Raw genomic sequence first — 19,144 nt, forward strand, 5'->3', positions numbered from 1 at the left:
GGTCGCAATTCTCCAAACGCGGAAACAATCGAAACAAATTGCACCGTACGCACTGTCCTCTTGGGACCTACGGCCCAGGTGAGGTTGCTTCCAGCCGTTGATAGAAAGGGTCTACAAGGGGTATGCCGTGAACGGTCGCGAATTCCGTACCCTCGCGAAGTCGTATCTGCCCGCGCAGCCGGGTGCCGACCGGTTCACCTATTCGGTGACCGTGTCGTACACCAACGGGTACACCAAGACGGTCGGCACGGCCGACGGCGCCGAGGCGCCGGCCGTCCTGTGCCAGGTGATCGACCTGACCATGCAGATCACCACCGACCTGGCCGCCACCACCGGCTGAACCCCCGCGACCCACCCCGGCCGGGCGTCAGGACTCGGTCATCAGCCATTGGGCGCGGGCAGAAGCACCGAGAGCACCCGGGTGAGCGGTCGGAAACCGGCGCTGTCATACATCCGGCGCGCGGCGTTGCCGTCAGCCACCGACAGGCCGACGGCCGGCAGCCCCGCCTCGCGGGTGCCCCGCAAACGCGTGCGTGAGCAGTGCCCGGCCAAACCCGAGGCCCTGTGCGCGAGGCGCCACGGCGAGGTTGAGCACCCAGGCGCAGACATCCTCGGTCCACGGCACCGGCCCGGCGCACAGTACGTGGCCGGCGCTGTTACCCCTCGGGCAAGCCACGCGCGCTTGGAGCGAAAGCTCTCACCATGCGCGGTCAGAGGGATCGGGGCCTCAGCGCCTCGCTCCGCGGAGCCGCCTCGTACTGCACTCGACGGTCGGCCCTTCACCCCGCTGGACTGCCAGCCTGCCCGGATGAGGACAAGGCAATTAGGACGGTTGGGCCGGCGCTGGGGAGCGGCACCCCGCCAAGGCGTCGCCGTCCAGCCCGCCGGGCAGCGGCAGTGGGCGGACCACGTCCACCGACGGTCCGGCGTCGGCGGCTCGGCTCGGCGCCACACGAGATCCACTCGTGATCGTGTCCGAGCCGCTTGACACTTAGCAGCGCATGATGGGCGAAATAACCCGACCGTGTCGAATGCGCCGAACAGTCCCTCACCGCCGCTGCGGTGTATTCACGATGAGAACAAGGTTGAACTCGAAAGTGAGAGGGATGGTGCGGCATGGGGCGTCGACGTAGTAGAAGAGTGCCGCTGATGCAGGCGGCGGCGATCTCCCTGGCAGCGGTGGCGGCGGCGGTGACCGTCGTACGAGCCAGCCGTCCCCGTGCCGTAGGTGACGGGAGTGATCTTCCCGCCCGGGACGACAGCGCGTTCGCCGATGCGGGCGTGGGGGGACCTCCGATCGCCGGCGGCACCGCCCGCGACACGGAAACGGCGTCATCGGCAGCCTCAGCGCGGTGAGGACAGGCAGCGCCGCCCCGCGAGCCTTCAGCCACGGCGCTGGCCAGGCCTGACCAAGCGGCGCCCGCTGGGCGGCATCCGGTGGCTGCGTCCTGCCGCGCCTGATGCGACATTCCGAGTCTGTCTTTGGAGGTGACGACGCATGGGTGACCCGCCCAGCGGAGGCCGGCCGGGCAACGGGCCCCAAGAGGAAGCTACTGTCGCGCAGCTTGTGCAGCGTGCGACCGATCAGATCACCCGTCTCGTACGCGACGAATTGACGCTGGCCCGGGCGGAGATGACCGCAAAGGGCAAGCGCGCCAGCGCCGGCGCGGCGATGGTCGGTGGTGCCGGCGGGACGGCATTTCTTGGTACCGGAGCGCTCGTCGCGGCGTTCATCCTGGTCCTCGCCGAGTTCATGCCGGCGTGGGTGGCGGCGCTTGTCGTCGCGGTGATCCTCTTCGCGGTGGCCGGGCTGCTCGCGCTACTCGGCAAGAAGCAGGTCAAGCGGACGATGCCCGTCAAGCCGGAAGCGACGCTGCATAGCGTGCGCTCCGACGTGGAGTCGGTGCAGCAGGCCGCCAAGGAGGGCCGACGGCGATGACGACGAACGGGAGCAGCGACCCGGACCGCACCCGCGAGAACATCGAGAAGACACGAGCCGAACTCGGTGCCACCGTGGAGGCACTAGCAGCAAGAATTGACGTGAAGGCCCAGGGCCGAGACCGGGCCCTCAAGATCAAAGGGCGTGCCCGACAGCGGCTGACGAACTCGGCCCAGGCGATGCGCGGAAAGACGGGAAAAGCAGTTCAGGCAGCCCGGCAACGGGCCGGCACCGCAAGCCTCGACGGAATAGCCCGTGCCGCGCAGCAACGCGGGGCGGCACTGCGCCGTGGCACGTCAGGGAAGGTAGCCGCCGTTCGCGGCAGAGTCACAGACAGTCCGGTAGCCCAGAGGGCGCCGGCCGCTGCCCGTGCACTCCGCGGCCGGCTGGTCGGGATTCGATCGGCAGCCCGCCGCCGCCCCGTCCTGATCGTCGCCGCCACCACCGTTGGCGTCGCAGTGGCAATGCGCCAGCACAGCATGCGCCGACGTGTTGCTGCTCGTCGTCGACGCTGACGCGGGCCCGCTGTTCGCCCTCGCTCGCCTTGCCTGACCACCTATTCGACGACATCGACAAGCCGACGACGCCACGTGCACGGAGCCGCGACCATGAGCGATGCAACCCTCGATACCGACCGCCATGGCGGCAGTGAGTACGCGGACCTGTCCCGCCAAATCCGCCGAGCGGGCCTCCTCAATCGGCGACGTGGTTACTACGCGCTACGCATCAGTGCCCTCGCCGGATGCTACGTCGGGGCGTGGACGCTGTTCGGGTGGCTCGGTGAGTCGTGGTGGCAGCTGGGCGTCGCGGCGGCCCTCGCGGTGGTCTTCGCGCAAGCCGGGTTCATTGGTCACGATGCCGGTCACCGCCAGATCTTCCGATCCCGTCGCGCCAACGACCTGGTCGGCCTTGCCCACGGCAATCTCCTGATCGGCATCAGTTACGGCTGGTGGGTGGACAAGCACAACCGGCATCATGCGCACCCGAACACCGAGGGCCGGGACCCGGACATCGTCGTCAGACCGCTGTCGTTTACCCCCAGGCAGGCGCGAAAGCGGCGTGGGCTGGGCGCACTGGTGGTCCGGTACCAGGCGTACCTGTTCTTCCCGCTGCTGCTGTTGGAAGGCCTGCACCTGCACGTCAACAGCGTCAGCGCTGCCGTCGGCCGGAGCAGGATCAAACGACGTCCCGCGGAGGCGGCGCTGCTTGCGCTACACGCCGCCGGATACCTCGGTGCCGTGGTCGTTGTCCTGACCCCAATGCAGGCCGTTGCATTCATCCTCGTCAACCAAGGCCTACTCGGCCTCTACCTCGGCAGTGCCTTCGCACCCAACCACAAGGGCATGCCAATCCTCGCCACCGACGAACGCCTCGACTACCTCCGACGCCAGGTTTTCACCTCCCGCAACGTGCGCGGCGGCTGGTTCATCGACACCCTGCTCGGCGGTCTCAACTACCAGATCGAACATCACCTGTTCCCCAGCATGCCGCGACCCAACCTCCGCCGCGCTCGACCGATGGTCCGCCGGTTCTGCGCCGAACACGACATCACCTACCACGAAACGACCCTGATGCGTTCATGGGCCCAAGCGCTGAAGCACCTACGCGCGGTCGGGTCAGGTCAGCCAGCCGACGACGCCGGCCCAAACTGAGGCACGGCCTGCTCGCTGGTCTCGCTCCGCGACACGCCTGCTTGTCACCCGCACCGGGCAGCGATCCGGAGCCACTTCGCGTCGTCATCCGATCTTCCCTCTGGAAGCTCCCGGCTTGGAAGGACGGGCACCCCGCTTACCCGGCCCCTATCGAGGGCATGCACCCGGACCGTCGAACCGGACCGCGACGTCGACGATCAGCTGATCCGGCCACCGGTCGGCCGGCGATGACCCACACTGGAGACGACCGAAGGCGGCATGCACGCCGCCGGTGAGCAGTGGGAGACGTGATGACATCGGTTACCCAACGCATCAAGGGACTTCTAAACGCCCCACAGACGCGCAAGCTGATGCAAAGCGGGCGACGCCAGGCGGCGAAACCCGGCACCCAGCAGAAGCTGCGGCAGATCGCGGAGCGAATGACCGGCAGGTCATCCCCCAGCCGCTGACTCCAGCAGCATCCGCAACCTGCACCCAAGACAACTCGCCGCCAGCACCTACTACAAGGCCAAAGCGAGATGCCGCTGTCAGCGCGGACTGTCCGCGACGGCGAGTTGACGGGGTACGGGGCCGCGAGCAGCAGGGTGCGTGCGACCGGCAGTCCGCGCGCCGGAGCGGCGTGAACCGCTGCACCCACCGTTAGACCGTGACGTGGTCGACCTCCACACCACGCTCGACCAGCGGCTCTTCAACGTCGCGGTAGGAGAGGTTGTACCGCAGGTACCCCGCACCGCGACGACGATCACCTCTGCCGGGAACCGGAACCCGACGAACGCCGACTTCGGCGGCAGCCACGGGCGAGGGCGGGTGGATGTCTTCACCGTTCAAGCCTGCCTCGATCATGCCCACCCTCAACGCAACGGAGCCGACCGGACCCCTTTGCGAACCGAGAGGGACAGGCCGGGACGTAGGCCAGGCTCGTCGTACGAACACATTCGAGCAACATGTCACCCATGGGGACGAACGACGAAAGGCGCCTGACCCCCGTTTTGGCAGGTCAGACGCCTTTTAATCTTGTGCGCCCGAAGGGACTCGAACCCCTAACCTTCTGATCCGTAGTCGGTAGGGAAAGGTGCCCGGTGACCTGCAGTTATGCGATGTTGTCCGGATTCGGTATGTAGCAGTGTCGACGAAACGTGACGCTAGAGCGCGTTCCCCTCCCCCAGAGTGCACCCATGGGTGCATGATCAATCAATCCTGCCGTCCCGTCGCCGGCATCTTGATCCGCTAGCGAGGAGTCGACCGCTCGCGCGCCCGGCTCACCAGTTCCTGCATCACCGTCGACGGGCTGACGTCGCGGCGATCGGCCTCCTCGAACAGCCACGCAAGGTCGTCGGGGCTCAGCTTGCGGTGTACGCCGCTGGCGCCGGGCGGGGCTCGTACTCCACCTCGGCCTGGTCGACCAAGTTGGTCCACGGCTGGCTCAACACCCGCAGCGCCTCTTCACGACTCGCTTTCATGATCCCCCTCCGTGCATCTTCCGGCCCGCGGGTCTCATTCTTGTTCAATTGCTTGCCGCCGGCCCGGAGAAAGTCCCGCTGCCGTCAGCGTTGCCGGGCGGCCGTGCGACTGCCGGTTGACGGTCGCGGCAGGCTGGGGCTCGGGCCGGCGCGGCCCGCTTGCGGGTCGCGTTGATCCCTTGTAGAGCGCGGTTCGGCAGCGTGAGCGGCGGCATCTCCTCGGGTGGCTAGGTGTACTGATCGGGGACGTTGGTCAATCGCGTGACGACCGTGGGTTGTTTCGGCGTCACGGAGGGCTTGGGTGGTGACCCGGGAGGCGAGCAGGAGCGCGGCGAGCACGAGTCCGAGGGCTGCGGCGATGAAGGGGGCGCGGATCCCCAGGCTGCGTCCGAGCAAGCCGCCGGCGAGGGCTCCGAGGGGGACGACACCCAGGACGACCAGGCGGTAGGCGGCGGTGACGCGGCCGAGGAGTTGGTCGGGGACTGCTGCTTGGCGCAGGGTGCTGACGACGATCTGGTTCAGCGAGGTGGCAATGGCAGCGCAAAACATGCCGGCAAGGGCGAGGGGTGTGTTGTCACCCAGGCCGAGGATGGCGTAGCTGGCGGCCGGGGCGAGGGCGGCGAGCCAGGTGATGGGGCCGCCGCCGATGCGGGGCACGACGTGTTCGGCGAGCAGTGAGCCGGCGATCGCACCGGCGGCGGGAACGGCGACGAACAGGCCGTAGCGCGACATGGGCATTTGGTACGGGCCGGTGATCAGCAGAACGAGCAACCCGCCGGTGGCCGTGCCGAAGAAGTTAATTGCCGCCGAGATGAACGCGACTCGGCGCAGCAGGTCGTGGCGCCAGAAGTGGGCCCATCCGGAGCGGATGTCCTGGGTGACGGTGGTCGGGGTCGAGCGGCGGCGCTCCTGTTCCTCGCTGGTGGGGCGCAGCGCGGGCAGCAGCAGAGCTGCCAGGCCGGCGAGGGCGAACGCGGCCGCGCCGGTGTAGAAGGCCGCTGATGCTGCCAGCGCGAACAACGCCGCCCCGGCAGGCGGACCGATGAAGGTGTTGATGACGGACTGGGTCGCGAACAACCGGCCGTTGGCGCGCTCGAGCTGCTCGCGTGGCAGGAGACGGGGCGGGATGGTCAGGGCGGCGTTGTCGACCATCGTCTCGGCGCAACCGGCTAGGAACACTGCGGCGTAGAGCAGTGCGACGTGGCGCCATCCGTTCGCCAAGGACACGGCGAGCAGCGCGAACCCGGCCGCGCGCAGCCAGTTGCCAGCGGTAAGTATCCGACGTCTGTCCACCCGGTCGGCCATCGCGCCGGCGGGGAGGGTTGCGACCAGCCAGGGCAGGAACTGCACCACCGTCATGCCCGCCACCACGAGCGGGTCACGGGTCAGCGTGGCGACGAGCAGCGGCGCCGCGGCCTGCAGCAGCCCGTCGGCGAGGTTTGAGGACGCTTGGGACGCCCACAGTGCAGTGAACGATCTGCGTGGGGCGGCGGCAGGCACGATCAGTCTCCTGATGGTATTCTCACGGGTGATTGGCCGATTGGGAATGAGCATGCCAGTTGGTCGTCTCACATGCAACAATGCTTTTGGCCATGAGAGGAGCTGATGGTGAGGTTCGGCCACATCGCGGGCGACCGCATGCTCGACCTGGTGAACACCGTTGACTGGCGCCTCGGCGGGTGCGAACGCACTGAGAACCTGAAGACCTTCTCCGACGTCGTCGACTGGTGCATCGAGTCCGACCTGATCAGCGGAGACGAGGCCGTGGCCCTGCGCGACCTCGCCGGCCAGGACGACGCCCGGGCCGAGCGGGAACGGCAACAGGCCATCGAAGCGCGCGAGAGGGTCTACGCAGCTCTCTTCGAGGATGACCCCGAAGCCGCCGCAGACCTCGCGGGCATGTACCGGGCGGCGATCGCCGCAGCCGACCTGGTCCGCACGGGCGACCGCTGGCAATGGCGAGACCGGGAAACCGACCTCCGCTTGCCCCGCAATCGCATCGTCCGCGAGCTCGTGGCTCTCACCCAGCGCGACGACCTCGACCGTCTCCACCAGTGCGAAGACGCCAAGTGCGGCTGGGTTTATCTCGACACATCACCGCGGCGGAACCGCCGCTGGTGCAACACGAAGGACTGTGGCGACCGCAACCGCGCCCGCGCCTACTACGCCCGACAGAAGGCGAAGAGCCATCGGCTCTGATTCATTCACCGCCTGTGATCGTGTACTCACGATACCGAGGCTCAATCAACGTCCCGGTCAGTACAGCTAGGCCACCTCGTGCCCAGGGGCGGCGTCGTCTCGGACGGCGTTGAGGATCGTGATCAGGCGGTCGACGTCGGCGGACGGATCGGCCCCCACCCGTCGTACTGCCAAGTCGACCTAGGTTAGGCCGCCTCCTCGCCGGCGGGATCGGGCGTTTGGGCGAAGACTCCGCATGCAGCACAGCAGCGCCCAGCCGATGCGTTCGACCTGCGCCTCCGGCTCGGGGGCCTACGGGCCCGTCCGTGTGGCGCGGTGGGATCGGGTCGCGGACCTGGACGGAACCGCGATCAACCATCACCAGAGTTGCCTCTGAGACTCTCCGTCACGATCAACCACGTCGGCGGCGGGCATGCCCCCGGGGGCGCACAAAAGTGCGTGCCGGCGATGGCGTCGAGCCCTGGAGCAGAGACCGAGCATTTGACTCGTCGACGGGCCTCGCCACCACAGTCCGCCACTCCCACACGCTGCAGGACGGTGCACTGGTGACTCTTGGTTACGATCAGCCCGTTTCTGCGCCGATCGTGCACCCATGGGTGCACGAAAAAACACCCCTCCGGTCGAGGGCCATCGATGGCCGGAGGGGTGTTTTCCCTGGTCAAACCCTGTAAAACCCTGTGCGCCCGAAGGGACTCGAACCCCTAACCTTCTGATCCGTAGTCAGATGCTCTATCCATTGAGCTACGGGCGCTTGCTGCTCGGCCAGTCTACACACCTGGCATTCGCGCGGAGACTCCGGGATTCGAACCCGGGAGGGGCTTTAAGACCCCAACCGCATTAGCAGTGCGGCGCCATAGACCAGACTAGGCGAAGTCTCCCTGGTGGCCCGCAGACCACCGCGCCCGAGGATACAGGTCCGTACCCACCCGGGGCAAAGCGACTACCGCAGCGGCACCCCGACCTGCGTTTCCCGCGTGTGCGAGGTCACGCTCGGGTCTACGCTCCATCGATATGCAGGAGCAGCCGCCGAGCGATCCGCCCCGCCGCGAGCCCGCCCCCGGCGCCCGGCGGAACCGCTCCCCGAAGCCGACCTTCGCCGCGCCGCCGACGCCCGAGCCGCCCGCCCCGCCGACCCGCCAACCGGAGGCGGAGAGCGGGCCGCAGCCCCCGGCGCGGCGGACCAGGGCCGCGCCGGCCGTGCTCTTCCAGCCGCCCGACCCCGCTCAGGCGATCTCCCGCGCCCCGGGCCGCTCGGCCGGCGACGCCTCCCGGGCCGAGGGCCACACCCGCCCCACCGGGACCGCCGCCCCCCGACCTCGCCCGGCGACCGGGGCCACCCCGCCTCCTGCCCCCGAAGGCCCGGTGACCGAGGCCACCCCTGCCGCCGAAGGCGTCGCGGCCAGGGCCACCCCGGCCCCTGCCCCGGAAGGCACGGGGGCGGAGGCCGCAACGAAAACCGCCCGGACGCCCGGACGCGAGGGCACGGCGACCGAGGCCGGTCCCCCAGCCGTCCCGACCGAGCAACGGGCAGAACCGGTCGGCCCCGGGCCGAATCCGGTCCAGCGGGAGTCGGCGACGGACGAGGAAGCCCCGAAGCCCACGCGCCGCGCCCCGGCGAAGAAGGCGAGCCCGGCGAAGAAGGCGAGCCCGGCGAAGAAGGCGAGCCCGGCGAAGAAGGCGAGCCCGGGGAAGAAGGCGGTTCCGGGGAAGAAGGCGAGCCCGGCGGCGCGGAAGCGTGCCGAGGCGGGCCCGGCGGAGATCAGCGACGCCGCCGGTGACGGAGGACACACCGACCCCGGCCCGGCGCGGAAGGCCACCTCGCCTCGCAATGCGGGCACGCAGGCCGCGACGCCGAAGAAGGCCGCCCCCGCGAAGAAGCCGGCCGCCGCGATTCCCAGCCAGCCGGGTCCGGCCACGGTCGTCGGACCGGCGGTCGACGCGACGGAGCCGGCGTCGGGGCGTACCGCCGGGGTGGAGTGGCGGGCGTTCACCGCGCGCGTCCTCGACCACCCGGCATTCGCGCCGGAGCTGCTGGCCCTGGCGGCCGTCGAGGCGCTCGGGCCACGCGCCTGGGAGTGGGCCGGGCGGCTGCGCGGCACGTACCCGGATGCGGACGCGGACGGGCTGGCCCGGCTGGCCACCCGGCAGTTCGTCCGGCTGGCCGGGACCGGCGGCGCGGTCGCGGCGGGGGCCGGGCTCTTCGCGCCGGTGGCCGAGCTGGCGGCGGTGCTCTGGACGCAGGCCAACCTGGTGCTGCACCTGGCGGCGGCGTACGACCGCGACCCGACCCATCCGGACCGGGCGGCGGAGCTGCTGGTGCTCACCCAGGTCCACCCGGACGCCGGCACCGCCCGCCTGGCCCTGGACGCGGCCCGGGCGGCCGACGGGCCGGGGGATCGGCCCTGGCCACGGGCCGCGGAGGCGGCCTGGCGGCTGGCGACGCCGCTGGCCGCGCAGGCCGGCGGCTGGCTGGGCCTGCGGCTGGCGTCGCGGCTGCTGCCGGGGGCGGCGGTGCTCGCCGCGGCGGCGGGGGACGCGGCGGCCGCCGAGCGGCTGGCCGCCCGCGCGATCGCCGCCTACCGCCGGCCCAGGGTGCCGGGTCGGTGATCGTCGCGCGGTGCGGCAGGTCGGGGCTTCAGCCGCACCGCAGAGCGGGGAGTGCCCCGGTCGGCCCGGCCGGCGCGGGTCAGAGCCAGCCGAACCAGGACTTCGGCAGTAGCGCGTAGCCGACGAAGGCGACCACGTCGAGCAGGGTGTGCGCCATGATCAGCGGCCCCACCCGACGGGTACGCAGGAAGAAGAGGCTGAAGACGACGCCCATCACCGCGTTGCCGAGGAACGCGCCGAAGCCCTGGTAGAGGTGGTACGAGCCGCGCAGCACCGCGCTCGCCACGATTACCGCGGGGAGCCGCCACCGGAGCTGCCAGAGCCGGTTGACCAGGTAGCCGACCACGATCACCTCCTCCAGCACGGCGTTCTGCACGGCGGCGAGGATCAGCACCGGCACCGCCCACCACAGGTGCGGCAGCGCGGCCGGGACCAGCGTGGCGTTGACGCCGAGCTGCGCCGCCGCCCAGAACAGCGCCAGGCCGGGCAGCCCGATCAGCGCCGCCAGGCCGGCGCCCCAGCCCAGGTCGAACCCGGGTCGCCGCACGTCCACCCCGAGCGTCCGCGCCGGGTCGCCCGGGTCGCGGGCCAGCAGGTGTACGGCGAGCAGCACCGGCAGCAGCGCGAAGAAGATCCCGACGAGCTGGTACGTCAGGTCGAGGTAGGGCCGGGCCGACTGGGAGTTGTTCAGCGACGCGGTCTGCTTCGACAGCGGACCCGCGGCGGTCAGCTTGGCGGCCAGCGACACCACGGCGTAGACCGCCGACTGCCCGAGGGAGAGCCCGAGCACCAGCAGCGTCTCGGTGCCCAGGGTCCGGCGGGACACCGGGCGGGTGAGCTCGTCAACCGTCACCGGACCACTGTGCCGCACGACGGGGCCGCTCGACACCTCGGCGGGGCGGAGTGAGGCGGTCGCACATCATGTGCGACCGGTGGGCACGCTCCGTGGAGATTCTGTGAGGGCCCGATCCGCCGTCAGGAGAAGGAGCGTGCCCCCGTGGAAAACTTCGCCCGGCTGCTGAAGGAGAGCTGGACCCTGGTCGAGGAGGCCCGGGAAGGGCTGAGCAGTCACTTCTACGCCCGGCTCTTCCTGCTCGACCCCGAGCTGCGCAAGCTCTTCCCGGTCCAGATGAGCGGGCAGGGCAACCGGATCCTGGAGGCGATCGTCACCGCCACCCAGACGGTCGGCGACCCGGAGAGCTTCGACGAGTACCTGCGCGCGCTGGGCCGGGACCACCGCAAGTACCACGTCGAGGCCACCCACTACGAGACCATGGGCGTGGCCCTGCTGGACGCGCTGCGCAGCACCGCCGGCGGCGGCTGGAACCTCGAGTACGACCAGGCCTGGCGGGAGGCGTACGCGAGCATCTGCGAGAAGATGATCGCCGGAGCGGAGGCGGACGAGAACCCGCCGTACTGGCACGCCGAGGTGCTCACCCACGAGCGGCACGGCCCGGACACCGCCGTGCTGACCGTCCGCGCCCTGCAGCACCCGCTGCCCTGGAAGGCCGGCCAGTACGTCAGCGTCGAGGCCCCCCGGCACCACCCGCGGGTGTGGCGGACGTACTCGGTGGCGAACGCCCCGAACGACGACAACGTGCTGGAGTTCCACGTGCGTACGCCCAGCGACGCGGCCGGCTGGCTGTCCGGGGCGCTGGTCCGCCGGACGAAGCCGGGCGACCTGCTCCGGCTGGCCGCCCCGATGGGCTCGATGACGCTGGACCGCTCGTCGGCCCGGGACATCCTCTGCGTCGCCGGCGGCGTCGGGCTGGCCCCGATCAAGGCGCTGGTGGAGGAGCTGACCAGCTTCAACCGGACCCGCTGGGTGCACGTCTTCTACGGCGCCCGCCGGCCGGAGGAGCTCTACGGCCTCGCCGGCCTGGAGGAGCTGGTGACCGCCCACCCGTGGCTGTCGGTGACGCCGGCGTGCAGCGAGGACCTGGCCTTCGACGGCGAGCTGGGCGACATCTCCGACGTGGTCACCCGGTACGGGCCCTGGACGGCGCACGACTGCTACGTCTCCGGCTCGGCCCCGATGGTCCGGGCCACCCTACGCGCGCTCGCCGCCGACGAGGTCCCGCCGGAGCACATCCGGTACGACACCTTCGGCAACCTGTAGGCGTTTCTCCCCCCGAGCCGGGTCGCGTGCCCCTGCCCCGTGGGGCACGCGACCCGGCCCCCGTCGGCCGGTGCGCGGGCCGGGCCGGCAACCGGCCCGCGCACCGGAGCGGTCAGTAGCGCCAGGGGGTGCCCGACTAGGCCGAGTCGACGATCCGGGAGTTGAGCAGGACGACCGGCTCGGCCGCCCGGTCGGCCGGGCGGACCACGGCGGCGGCCCAGCCGAGCCCGCCGCGCATCCGGTCGCTGGCCCGGACCCGCACCCCGGTCGCCGGACCGTCCGGCTCGACTTCCGGGGGTTGGTTGCGGAAGCGCCACTGCAGCCGGTAGCGGGCGTTGAGGGGCGGGTCGTCGGTGGACCAGTCGAAGAGCGCCCGGCCGCCCCGGTCGTGCCGCTGGATCTGGGTACGCAGCGGCCCCTCCTCCGAGGAGAGGGAGGTCTCCACCCCCCAGACCTGCGGGTCCAGCTCCACCGGGAGGTCCAGCCGGACGGCCAGGTGCCGGGTGGGGAGGCGGACCGCCCGCTGGAACCAGGGCCCCCACTTCTCCCGCCCCACCCGGTACGCGTACTCGATGGTGACCCGGTCGCCGGGGTAGAGCGGGAAGCGGCCCTGGGCGTTCTCGAAGAGCAGCCAGATCTCCTTGAACGCGTCCCGGTCGTGCTTGGCCCGCCAGTGCATCGGCTCGGGCTGCCCGCCGCCGTCGTCCCGGTACGCCCGCAGTTGCAGCTCGGCGAAGGTGAGCGGGTGTTCGCGGTGGTGCCGGTTGGAGCGGCCCGGGTCGTTGGGGTAGCGGTCGACGGCGACGCGGACCAGGTAACGGGTGACCGGCTCGGTCCCGGCGTTGTAGAGCTCCCGGCGGATCACGCAGCGGTAGCCGGCGTCGGTGTGGGCAAGGGTGGCCAGCTCCCGCTCGACCACCAGGCCGGTGCCGGGGGGCAGCCACTGGCCGGGGAAGGGCGGCTCCCGGCGCCCCCCGCCGGAGCGGGCGTGCCGCAGCTCGGCGTACTCCCGGAAGCGCTGCCAGATCGCGCCGCTGGCCTCCAGGACGGCCTCGGCCCGGCGGGCGAAGTCCTCGGTCGGGCGGTGCCGGCGGCCCTCGACGTGGCTGACGTAGGAGGGGTCGAACCCCATCAGGGTGGCGAGCTGCTTCTTGGACAGCCCCCGGTCGGTGCGGTGCCGGGCGAGTTCGGCTGCGAACGAGTCGGCGGCCCGTTCGATGGGGGAGGTCGTCATCGGCTTCCTCGTGACCGGGAGTACCAGTTTCACGGTCAGTGGCCGAACGTGCACAGATACTGGCCCGTATTCGACACTCACCTTGACAATTCAGCCATGTGCGTCGATGCTCGCGCCGCCCTTCGACCAGCTCGGCGGCGTTTCCGCCCCCGCCCGCCGGGTAGTACGCCGGCACGCGGCGACCGGTCGGCGGAGTGACCGGGACCTCTCCAGCAGCCCCTCAGCCCCGCTTCCCCCGACCCGGAGCATGTGGTTAGGCTAGCCTTAGCTCAGATGGGCCTACCCATACCGACCGGCGGGGCGACCAGACAGGGGACGGGTCAGGTGACAGCGGTGATGCCGAGGCGGGACGTCGCCGCGCCGCTCGCCCCGGTGACCGCGACCCTGCGCGCCATGTTCGGCACGGACGACCTGCCCGGGCTCGCCCCCGGCCTGCTGGCCACCTCCGACGAGGCGCGCTGGACCCCGGCGACCCGGCTGGTCGACGGGACGCTGCTGCCCGAGTTCCTGCACGCCGCGACGGTGCGCTGGGGTGGCACCCCGCACGCCTGCGCCGCGCTGGCCTGGAAGTCGTACAGCTACTGGACGGCGTTGCCGGCGGTGCTCGGCTGGGCCTCGGCCCGGCGGGTGCCGCTGCTCGACCCGGCCGACGTGCTGATCCACTTCGAGGACCACCGCCCGCTGCTCACCCTGGGCCTGCGCCGCTCGACCACGGTCGCGGTGCTGCCGGGCGACCCGCTGGCGCTGACCGGCGCGCCAGAGGTCCGGGTGGTCGCCGACGAGGCCGAGCTGCTCGGCGCGCTGCGCGCATCGCTGCTCGACGCGCACCTCGCCCCGATGATCGCGGCCATCCAGGCCGAGGTCCGGATCGGGACGCGTACGCTGCTCGGCTCGGTCGCCTCCGGCATCGCGCACGGCATCCTGCGGGCCGCCGACACGCTGCCCGGCTCGTCGACCCGGAGCATCGAGACGCTGCTCGACGCGCTCGACCTGGCCGACCTGGTGGAGCTGGTGCCCGGCCCGGCCGGCGAGCCGACCGTCCAGCGGCGGACCTGCTGCCTGGCCTTCACCCTGCCCCGGCCGAAGATCTGCCAGGGGTGCTGCGTCCGACCCTCCTGATTCGCGCCCGCTTCCGGGCTGCCTGCCGGCCCGGCGCTCAGTCGACCAGCGGGCGGACGTCCCAGAGCCACACCCCGCCGGTGAACACCGGATCGATCCCGGTCAGCTCGGTCATTCCCCGGTGCAGCGCGCCCGACTGCTTCTGCCGGGGGTCGAGCAGCACCACGCCGGCCCGCCAGTACCGCAGGTCGTCCACGGCGGCCACCCGGTCCTGCGGCGTGATCGGCGGCACCGCGTCGGTACTCCGGATCGTGTTGAAGAAGGTGCTGGTGGGGCGGGGCGGGGCGGTGAAGAGGGCGACCCGGCCGGCCCCGGGCCGGGTGTCGGGCGCGAGGAAGTAGCCCCGGGCGAGCGGCATCTCCAGCCGGGTCCCGGCGGACCAGCGCAGCGGGTCGGCGTAGGTGGTGTCCGGCAGCGGCAGGGTGACGACGCTGTGCCCGCCGGCGACGTACGGCCGCCAGGCGCCCGAGCGGACGAACTCCGGCGTGGGGTCGAGGCGGACCGAGGGGAGCGGGGTCGGCAGGATCGGCAGCAGGGCCATCGCCAGCACGGTGACGGTGACGAACCGGATCTGCGGGCGGGCCCCGGGGTGCCGTCGGGCCAGCCGCCGCGCCTGGTCGACGCCGAGCGCGAGCAGCACCCCGACGATCGGGGTCAGCGCGAGCGACCAGCGGGTCGGCACCACCGAGTGCAGGATCGGCAGGTCCTCCAGCAGCGCCCACGGCCCGGGCACGCCGGTGTCCCGCCCGTCGAGGCGGATCTCCCGGCCCAGCGAGAAGAGAGCGAAGAGCAGGCCGAGCGCGGCCAGGCCGAGCACGACGGCGTTTCGTCGCATCCACCAGACCAGCGCGATCACCAGTACGACCAGCGGCCAGCCGAAGAAGGCGTTCTCCTCGGTGGCGTTCTTGGCCAACCAGACGGTGCCGCGGGCGTCGCCCGCGACCGACTCGCGCGACCAGGCCACGAACGAGGCGAGGTCGGTGCGGTAGCCGCGGATCAGCCGGGACAGCCCCTGGTACGCCCCCGGCCCGAAGAACTGCACGTAGAGCGGGTACGCGAGCAGCACCCCGGCGACGGCGGCGGCCACGCCCAGCCCGGCGGCGAAGGGCCGGACCGCCCGCCGCAGCTCCGGCCGGCCGAGCGCGAGCGCGCCGACGACGACGGCGAGGCCGATCGCGGTCATCAGCAGGATCTCCAGGTTGAGGAAGGCCTGCCAGACGATCACCAGTCCGAGCAGCACGCCGTTGCGCAGCCAGCGTCCGGGTTCGGCCAGTCGCAGGGTCCGCCAGACGATCAGCGGCACCACGAACTGGGAGACGATGTTGGGGTGGGCGTTGGCGTGCGACACCATCGCCGGCGCGAAGGCGCAGAAGCCCGCCCCGAGCCAGGCCGGCCCCCGGGCCCCGATCAACACCCGGGAAAGGACGAAGTACCAGGCCACGCCGGTGGCGATCATTCCCGCGGTGAGAAAGACCAGGAAAGCCGTAGGCGGCCCGAAGAGGACCGTGATGGGCGCCATTGGTAGGGAAATGGATAATACGGACGTATTAGCCATGAGATTGACGCCGTCCGGGAAATTCATCCGGTCCGAGACGAATGGATAGGCAAAATCGGTCACCACTCGCGCACCGTGCGCCATCATCCACTCGAACTGCGCCTGATCGGAGCGGTTGTCCCGCACCCCGGCGCCGGGGTTCACCCAGAACCGCACGGTCACCCAGAAGGCGAGCAGCACGAAGCTGAGCACGGCGGCGGCGTCGATCCACCGGCCCCGACCGTCCCGTACGCCCCGGTCGGGTCCACCTGCAACGGGGCCGCCGTCCGATTCAGGAGTAGTCATAACAATTCGGAGCGTAGTCAGGGTATGGCAGGGACGTGACATGTTTCGGGGTACTGGCGTAATATGTGCCGGGTTCGCCGACCGCCGATCACGTGCCCACCCCCGACCGCAATTCGGCCACCCCCGGTGCCCCGATTCCCACACCATCCGTCCGGATGGTTGACTCTGTCGGTCCAGGCGCGGGTCAGTCATATCGTGAGGAATCGACGCATGGCAGAAATCACTGGGGATCAGCGCGTCCAGTCGGAGGTGCTCGAAGGCCTGGCGACGGCGGTCAACCACCGCAGGTGGTTCGTCGAGCTGGCGGTGCCCTACCTCGGTGACAACCCCATCGAGATCGGCAGCGGGCTGGGCGACTACGCCCTGGAGTGGTCCGAGCACCTGCCCCGGATCACCGCCACCGAGGCGGACCCGGACCGGCTCGTCCTGCTCAAGGAGCGGCTCGCCGAGCACCCGACCATCGAGGTCCGGCAGATGCTGCTGCCGCACCCGGAGCGCGGCGACTACAGCGCCGCCGTGTCGTACAACGTGCTGGAGCACATCGAGGACCACGTGGGCGCGCTGCGCAGCATGCGTGACCTGGTCCGGCCCGGCGGCGCCGTGGTGATCATCGTGCCGGCGTTCCAGTTCGCGATGGGCCCGGCGGACATCGCCACCGGCCATGTCCGGCGGTACACGAAGAAGACCCTCACCGCGGCCATGACCGAGGCGGGCCTGACGGTGGAGAAGATCCACTACGCGAACGCGCTCGGGCTGATCGGCTACTTCATGGCCACCAAGGTCTTCCGGCTGATGCCGAAGGAGGGCCCGATGGTCAAGGTCTACGACACCCTGGTCCTCCCGGCGACCAAGGCCGCCGAGCAGCGCCTCCGCCCCCCGTTCGGCCAGTCCGTCTTCGCCGTGGCCCGCGTCCCCGCCTAACCCCCGCCCCGCCCCGCCCGCGATCTTGCACTCTGGGCCCTCGATCCACGGCTTCTGTCCGGGATGTCGGGGCGACAAGTGCAAGATCGCGGGGGTGGGGTCACTCCTTGATCTGGTACGTCGGGCGGATGACGGCGCGGGCCAGGGTGTGGAAGGCGAGGTTGAAGCCGACGAAGGCGGGGCTGGCCTCCTTGCCGACGTCGAGGCGCTCCACGTCGACGGCGTGCACCGCGAAGACGTAGCGGTGCGGGCGGTCACCGGGCGGCGGGGCGGCGCCGCCGTAGCCGGTGTCGCCGTAGTCGTTGCGGATGCTGAAGGCGCGGCCGAGGTCGCTCTCCTTGACGCCGGTGGGCAGCTCGGTCACCGAGGCGGGGACGTCCACCAGCACCCAGTGCCAGAAGCCGCTGCCGGTGGGGGCGTCCGGGTCGAAGCAGGTCACCACGAAGCTCTTCGTCCCGTCGGGGAAGCCCGACCAGGCGAGCTGCGGGGAGACGTTCTCGCCGCCGGCGCTGCCGTGCGCGTACCGCGCCTCCATCGGCTCGCCGTTGTGCACGTCGTCGCTGGTGAGGTTGAACGACGGCACCGTCGGCAGCAGCTCGTACGGGTCCGGGGCGATTGGTCGTTCCAGGCTCATCGAAACGGTCCTTCCGGGTGCGCGCGAATTCCTGCGCCCCTTCATACCCCCTTTTCCCGCCCGAACGAACCGAAGCGCGCCGTGGGCCGGCGGTGGGCGGCACCGTCGATTCCCTCATGCGAGCAGCTGCTGCGCCACGACGTCCTCGAGCCACCGCCGGTAACGCTCGGGGCTCCAGCCGCGGTGCCGGCGCAGCAGCTGATGCACATGCGGTGAGCCGAGGGCGTAGAGGATGTCGGCCGCGGCAGTGGCGTCGAGCCCCGCACGCAGCGCCCGGCGGCGGGCGAGCTCCTCGGTGAGAGCCAGGTAGACCTGGTGTGTGGCGCTGGCGCCGGCATCGGCGGCGGCCCGCATGTCGGCATCCGCGCCCGCCGCCTCGACGCTGACCATGATGAGATCGCCGGCCTGGTCGAGCAGTGCCGCCGTGTACTCGATGGTCCGCCCGATGGCTGCCCGGGCGTCGAGCTGCTGTTGCGCGGCACGGATCTCAGCCCGGTCCGCGACGCGGACGGGTTGTTCATCGCCGACGGTGGCCACCCCGAGGGTGTGCTGGAACAGGGCAGCCTTACTCGGGAAAGCGTCATAGAGCGTCCGCTCGCCGATCCCGGCTTCGGCCGCAACCTCGCGCATCGTCGTGGCCACATAGCCCTTCCGGGTGAACAGGCTCGCGGCGGCCGCTCTGATGCGCACCCGGGTCGCCGCCGCGGCCGCGACCCGAGCCGCGGATCGGTACTGCCTCTTGACTGGATCAGCCACGAAGCTCATCCTAGCGTTATTCGCCGCAGTCGCACTGCGGTGAATATGAGGAGGGGCGCCATGTCGCAGGTCAGCCTGGTTGGAATTCACCACATCAAGATCCCGGTAACCGATCTGACCCGGTCGGCGGCATGGTACGAGCGCGTGTTCGGCTTCCGGGCCACCATCGAGTTCCCCGACCCGGACGGCGTCGTACGTGGAGTCGCCGGCCCGCTGCCGGGTCTCGGTGAGACGCTCGTCGCCCTGCGGGTCAATCAGCAGGCGGCCGAGGGGTGCCGGGGCTTCGACCCGGTGAGCTTCGGCGTCCAGGACCGCGCCGACATCGAGGCATGGGCGTCTCATCTGGACAGTCTCGGGATCAGGCACTCGCCGGTGATCGACGCGACCATCGGCTGGCTGTTGGTCTTCAACGACCCGGACGGGCTCGAGCTGCACCTCTACTCGTGGGCCAGGCACGGCATCGACCAGACCGACCGTCCTGGCTACGGACGAGCCGTCGCCACCACTTCCTGAACCAACGTTTTACGGATCACAGGCGGAGGGTGTGGGATTCGAACCCACGAAGGACATCGCTGCCCTTACCGGTTTTCAAGACCAGCGCCATCGGCCACTAGGCGAACCCTCCCGGACACGTTCCCCAGGGGTACGCGACCGTGCCTAGTCT

General features: G+C 70.8%; 16 protein-coding genes, 3 tRNA genes and 2 pseudogenes. 10 read left to right on the forward strand and 11 right to left on the reverse strand.

Going from position 1 to position 19,144, the window contains the following annotated elements:
- Positions 1 to 127: 127 nt before the first annotated feature.
- Positions 128 to 340 (forward strand): hypothetical protein, encoded by a 213-nt coding sequence (locus tag ACTWO6_RS32310; protein ID WP_446217435.1) that lies wholly within the window; start codon positions 128 to 130, stop codon positions 338 to 340.
- Positions 341 to 472: 132 nt separating this feature from the next.
- On the opposite strand, the gene ACTWO6_RS32315 is transcribed toward ACTWO6_RS32310, so the two are convergent.
- Positions 473 to 676 (reverse strand): GNAT family N-acetyltransferase, encoded by a 204-nt coding sequence (locus ACTWO6_RS32315; protein ID WP_446217436.1) that lies wholly within the window; start codon positions 674 to 676, stop codon positions 473 to 475.
- Positions 677 to 1,498: 822 nt separating this feature from the next.
- On the opposite strand from ACTWO6_RS32315, the gene ACTWO6_RS32320 reads away from it, so the two are divergent.
- The 3 genes from ACTWO6_RS32320 to ACTWO6_RS32330 all read left to right on the forward strand — a co-directional run bounded on the left by ACTWO6_RS32320 (position 1,499) and on the right by ACTWO6_RS32330 (position 3,591).
- Complete coding sequence (locus tag ACTWO6_RS32320; RefSeq protein WP_446217437.1) at positions 1,499 to 1,939, forward strand: phage holin family protein; 441 nt, start codon at positions 1,499 to 1,501, stop codon at positions 1,937 to 1,939.
- Positions 1,936 to 2,454: a DUF3618 domain-containing protein gene (locus ACTWO6_RS32325; protein WP_446217438.1), complete on the forward strand. Its 519-nt coding sequence runs from the start codon at positions 1,936 to 1,938 to the stop codon at positions 2,452 to 2,454. Before ACTWO6_RS32320 ends, ACTWO6_RS32325 begins: the two co-directional genes overlap by 4 nt.
- Before the next feature lie 93 nt (positions 2,455 to 2,547).
- Positions 2,548 to 3,591 carry a fatty acid desaturase family protein gene (locus ACTWO6_RS32330; protein ID WP_446217439.1) on the forward strand — a complete coding sequence of 348 codons (1,044 nt, stop codon included), beginning with the start codon at positions 2,548 to 2,550 and terminating at the stop codon, positions 3,589 to 3,591.
- Positions 3,592 to 4,233: 642 nt separating this feature from the next.
- On the opposite strand, the pseudogene ACTWO6_RS32335 reads toward ACTWO6_RS32330, so the two are convergent.
- Both ACTWO6_RS32335 and ACTWO6_RS32340 read right to left on the reverse strand, forming a co-directional pair.
- Positions 4,234 to 4,382 (reverse strand): annotated as a pseudogene (locus ACTWO6_RS32335) (IS6 family transposase); the annotation flags it as partial.
- Between the two features lie 753 nt (positions 4,383 to 5,135).
- The gene (locus tag ACTWO6_RS32340) at positions 5,136 to 6,605 is read right to left on the reverse strand and encodes an MFS transporter (RefSeq protein ID WP_446217440.1); all 1,470 of its coding nucleotides are present in this window, start codon (positions 6,603 to 6,605) and stop codon (positions 5,136 to 5,138) included.
- 51 nt (positions 6,606 to 6,656) lie between these two features.
- On the opposite strand from ACTWO6_RS32340, the gene ACTWO6_RS32345 reads away from it, so the two are divergent.
- Positions 6,657 to 7,250: a CGNR zinc finger domain-containing protein gene (locus ACTWO6_RS32345; protein WP_446217441.1), complete on the forward strand. Its 594-nt coding sequence runs from the start codon at positions 6,657 to 6,659 to the stop codon at positions 7,248 to 7,250.
- A gap of 678 nt (positions 7,251 to 7,928) precedes the next feature.
- Here the strand turns inward: ACTWO6_RS32345 and ACTWO6_RS32350 are convergent.
- Both ACTWO6_RS32350 and ACTWO6_RS32355 read right to left on the reverse strand, forming a co-directional pair.
- Positions 7,929 to 8,001, reverse strand: a tRNA-Arg gene (locus ACTWO6_RS32350).
- A 36-nt stretch (positions 8,002 to 8,037) separates the two neighbouring features.
- Positions 8,038 to 8,128 (reverse strand) — tRNA-Ser (locus tag ACTWO6_RS32355).
- A gap of 133 nt (positions 8,129 to 8,261) precedes the next feature.
- On the opposite strand from ACTWO6_RS32355, the gene ACTWO6_RS32360 reads away from it, so the two are divergent.
- Entirely contained in the window at positions 8,262 to 9,857 is a 1,596-nt protein-coding gene (locus ACTWO6_RS32360; RefSeq protein ID WP_446217442.1) for a hypothetical protein, read from the forward strand.
- A gap of 79 nt (positions 9,858 to 9,936) precedes the next feature.
- On the opposite strand, the gene ACTWO6_RS32365 is transcribed toward ACTWO6_RS32360, so the two are convergent.
- A complete protein-coding gene (locus ACTWO6_RS32365; RefSeq protein WP_446217443.1) occupies positions 9,937 to 10,710 on the reverse strand; it encodes a CPBP family intramembrane glutamic endopeptidase in 774 nt (257 codons plus the stop codon).
- Between the two features lie 144 nt (positions 10,711 to 10,854).
- Here ACTWO6_RS32365 and ACTWO6_RS32370 point away from each other — a divergent pair, with 144 nt between their 5' ends.
- Positions 10,855 to 11,976 carry a globin domain-containing protein gene (locus tag ACTWO6_RS32370; RefSeq protein WP_446217444.1) on the forward strand — a complete coding sequence of 374 codons (1,122 nt, stop codon included), beginning with the start codon at positions 10,855 to 10,857 and terminating at the stop codon, positions 11,974 to 11,976.
- Positions 11,977 to 12,115: 139 nt separating this feature from the next.
- Here the strand turns inward: ACTWO6_RS32370 and ACTWO6_RS32375 are convergent.
- Positions 12,116 to 13,210: pseudogene (locus tag ACTWO6_RS32375) on the reverse strand (helix-turn-helix domain-containing protein); the annotation flags it as partial.
- 336 nt (positions 13,211 to 13,546) lie between these two features.
- Between ACTWO6_RS32375 and ACTWO6_RS32380 the strand changes: the two are divergent.
- On the forward strand, positions 13,547 to 14,329 hold the full coding sequence (locus tag ACTWO6_RS32380; RefSeq protein WP_446220844.1) for an IucA/IucC family C-terminal-domain containing protein: 783 nt from the start codon (positions 13,547 to 13,549) through the stop codon (positions 14,327 to 14,329).
- A 37-nt stretch (positions 14,330 to 14,366) separates the two neighbouring features.
- Here ACTWO6_RS32380 and ACTWO6_RS32385 read toward each other — a convergent pair whose 3' ends face one another.
- Positions 14,367 to 16,169 carry a hypothetical protein gene (locus ACTWO6_RS32385; protein ID WP_446217445.1) on the reverse strand — a complete coding sequence of 601 codons (1,803 nt, stop codon included), beginning with the start codon at positions 16,167 to 16,169 and terminating at the stop codon, positions 14,367 to 14,369.
- Positions 16,170 to 16,379: 210 nt separating this feature from the next.
- Here ACTWO6_RS32385 and ACTWO6_RS32390 point away from each other — a divergent pair, with 210 nt between their 5' ends.
- Complete coding sequence (locus ACTWO6_RS32390; RefSeq protein WP_446217446.1) at positions 16,380 to 17,090, forward strand: class I SAM-dependent methyltransferase; 711 nt, start codon at positions 16,380 to 16,382, stop codon at positions 17,088 to 17,090.
- 100 nt (positions 17,091 to 17,190) lie between these two features.
- On the opposite strand, the gene ACTWO6_RS32395 is transcribed toward ACTWO6_RS32390, so the two are convergent.
- Positions 17,191 to 17,724: a YbhB/YbcL family Raf kinase inhibitor-like protein gene (locus ACTWO6_RS32395; RefSeq protein ID WP_446217447.1), complete on the reverse strand. Its 534-nt coding sequence runs from the start codon at positions 17,722 to 17,724 to the stop codon at positions 17,191 to 17,193.
- Between the two features lie 114 nt (positions 17,725 to 17,838).
- Positions 17,839 to 18,480, reverse strand: a complete 642-nt coding sequence (locus ACTWO6_RS32400) for a helix-turn-helix domain-containing protein (protein WP_446217448.1) — start codon at positions 18,478 to 18,480, stop codon at positions 17,839 to 17,841.
- 60 nt (positions 18,481 to 18,540) lie between these two features.
- Between ACTWO6_RS32400 and ACTWO6_RS32405 the strand changes: the two genes are divergently transcribed.
- The gene (locus ACTWO6_RS32405) at positions 18,541 to 18,993 is read left to right on the forward strand and encodes a VOC family protein (protein WP_446217449.1); all 453 of its coding nucleotides are present in this window, start codon (positions 18,541 to 18,543) and stop codon (positions 18,991 to 18,993) included.
- A gap of 23 nt (positions 18,994 to 19,016) precedes the next feature.
- Here ACTWO6_RS32405 and ACTWO6_RS32410 read toward each other — a convergent pair.
- Positions 19,017 to 19,105: transfer RNA gene (locus ACTWO6_RS32410), tRNA-Ser, on the reverse strand.
- Positions 19,106 to 19,144 lie beyond the last annotated feature (39 nt).

The sequence above is a fragment of the Micromonospora sp. IBHARD004 genome (genome assembly GCF_052814115.1).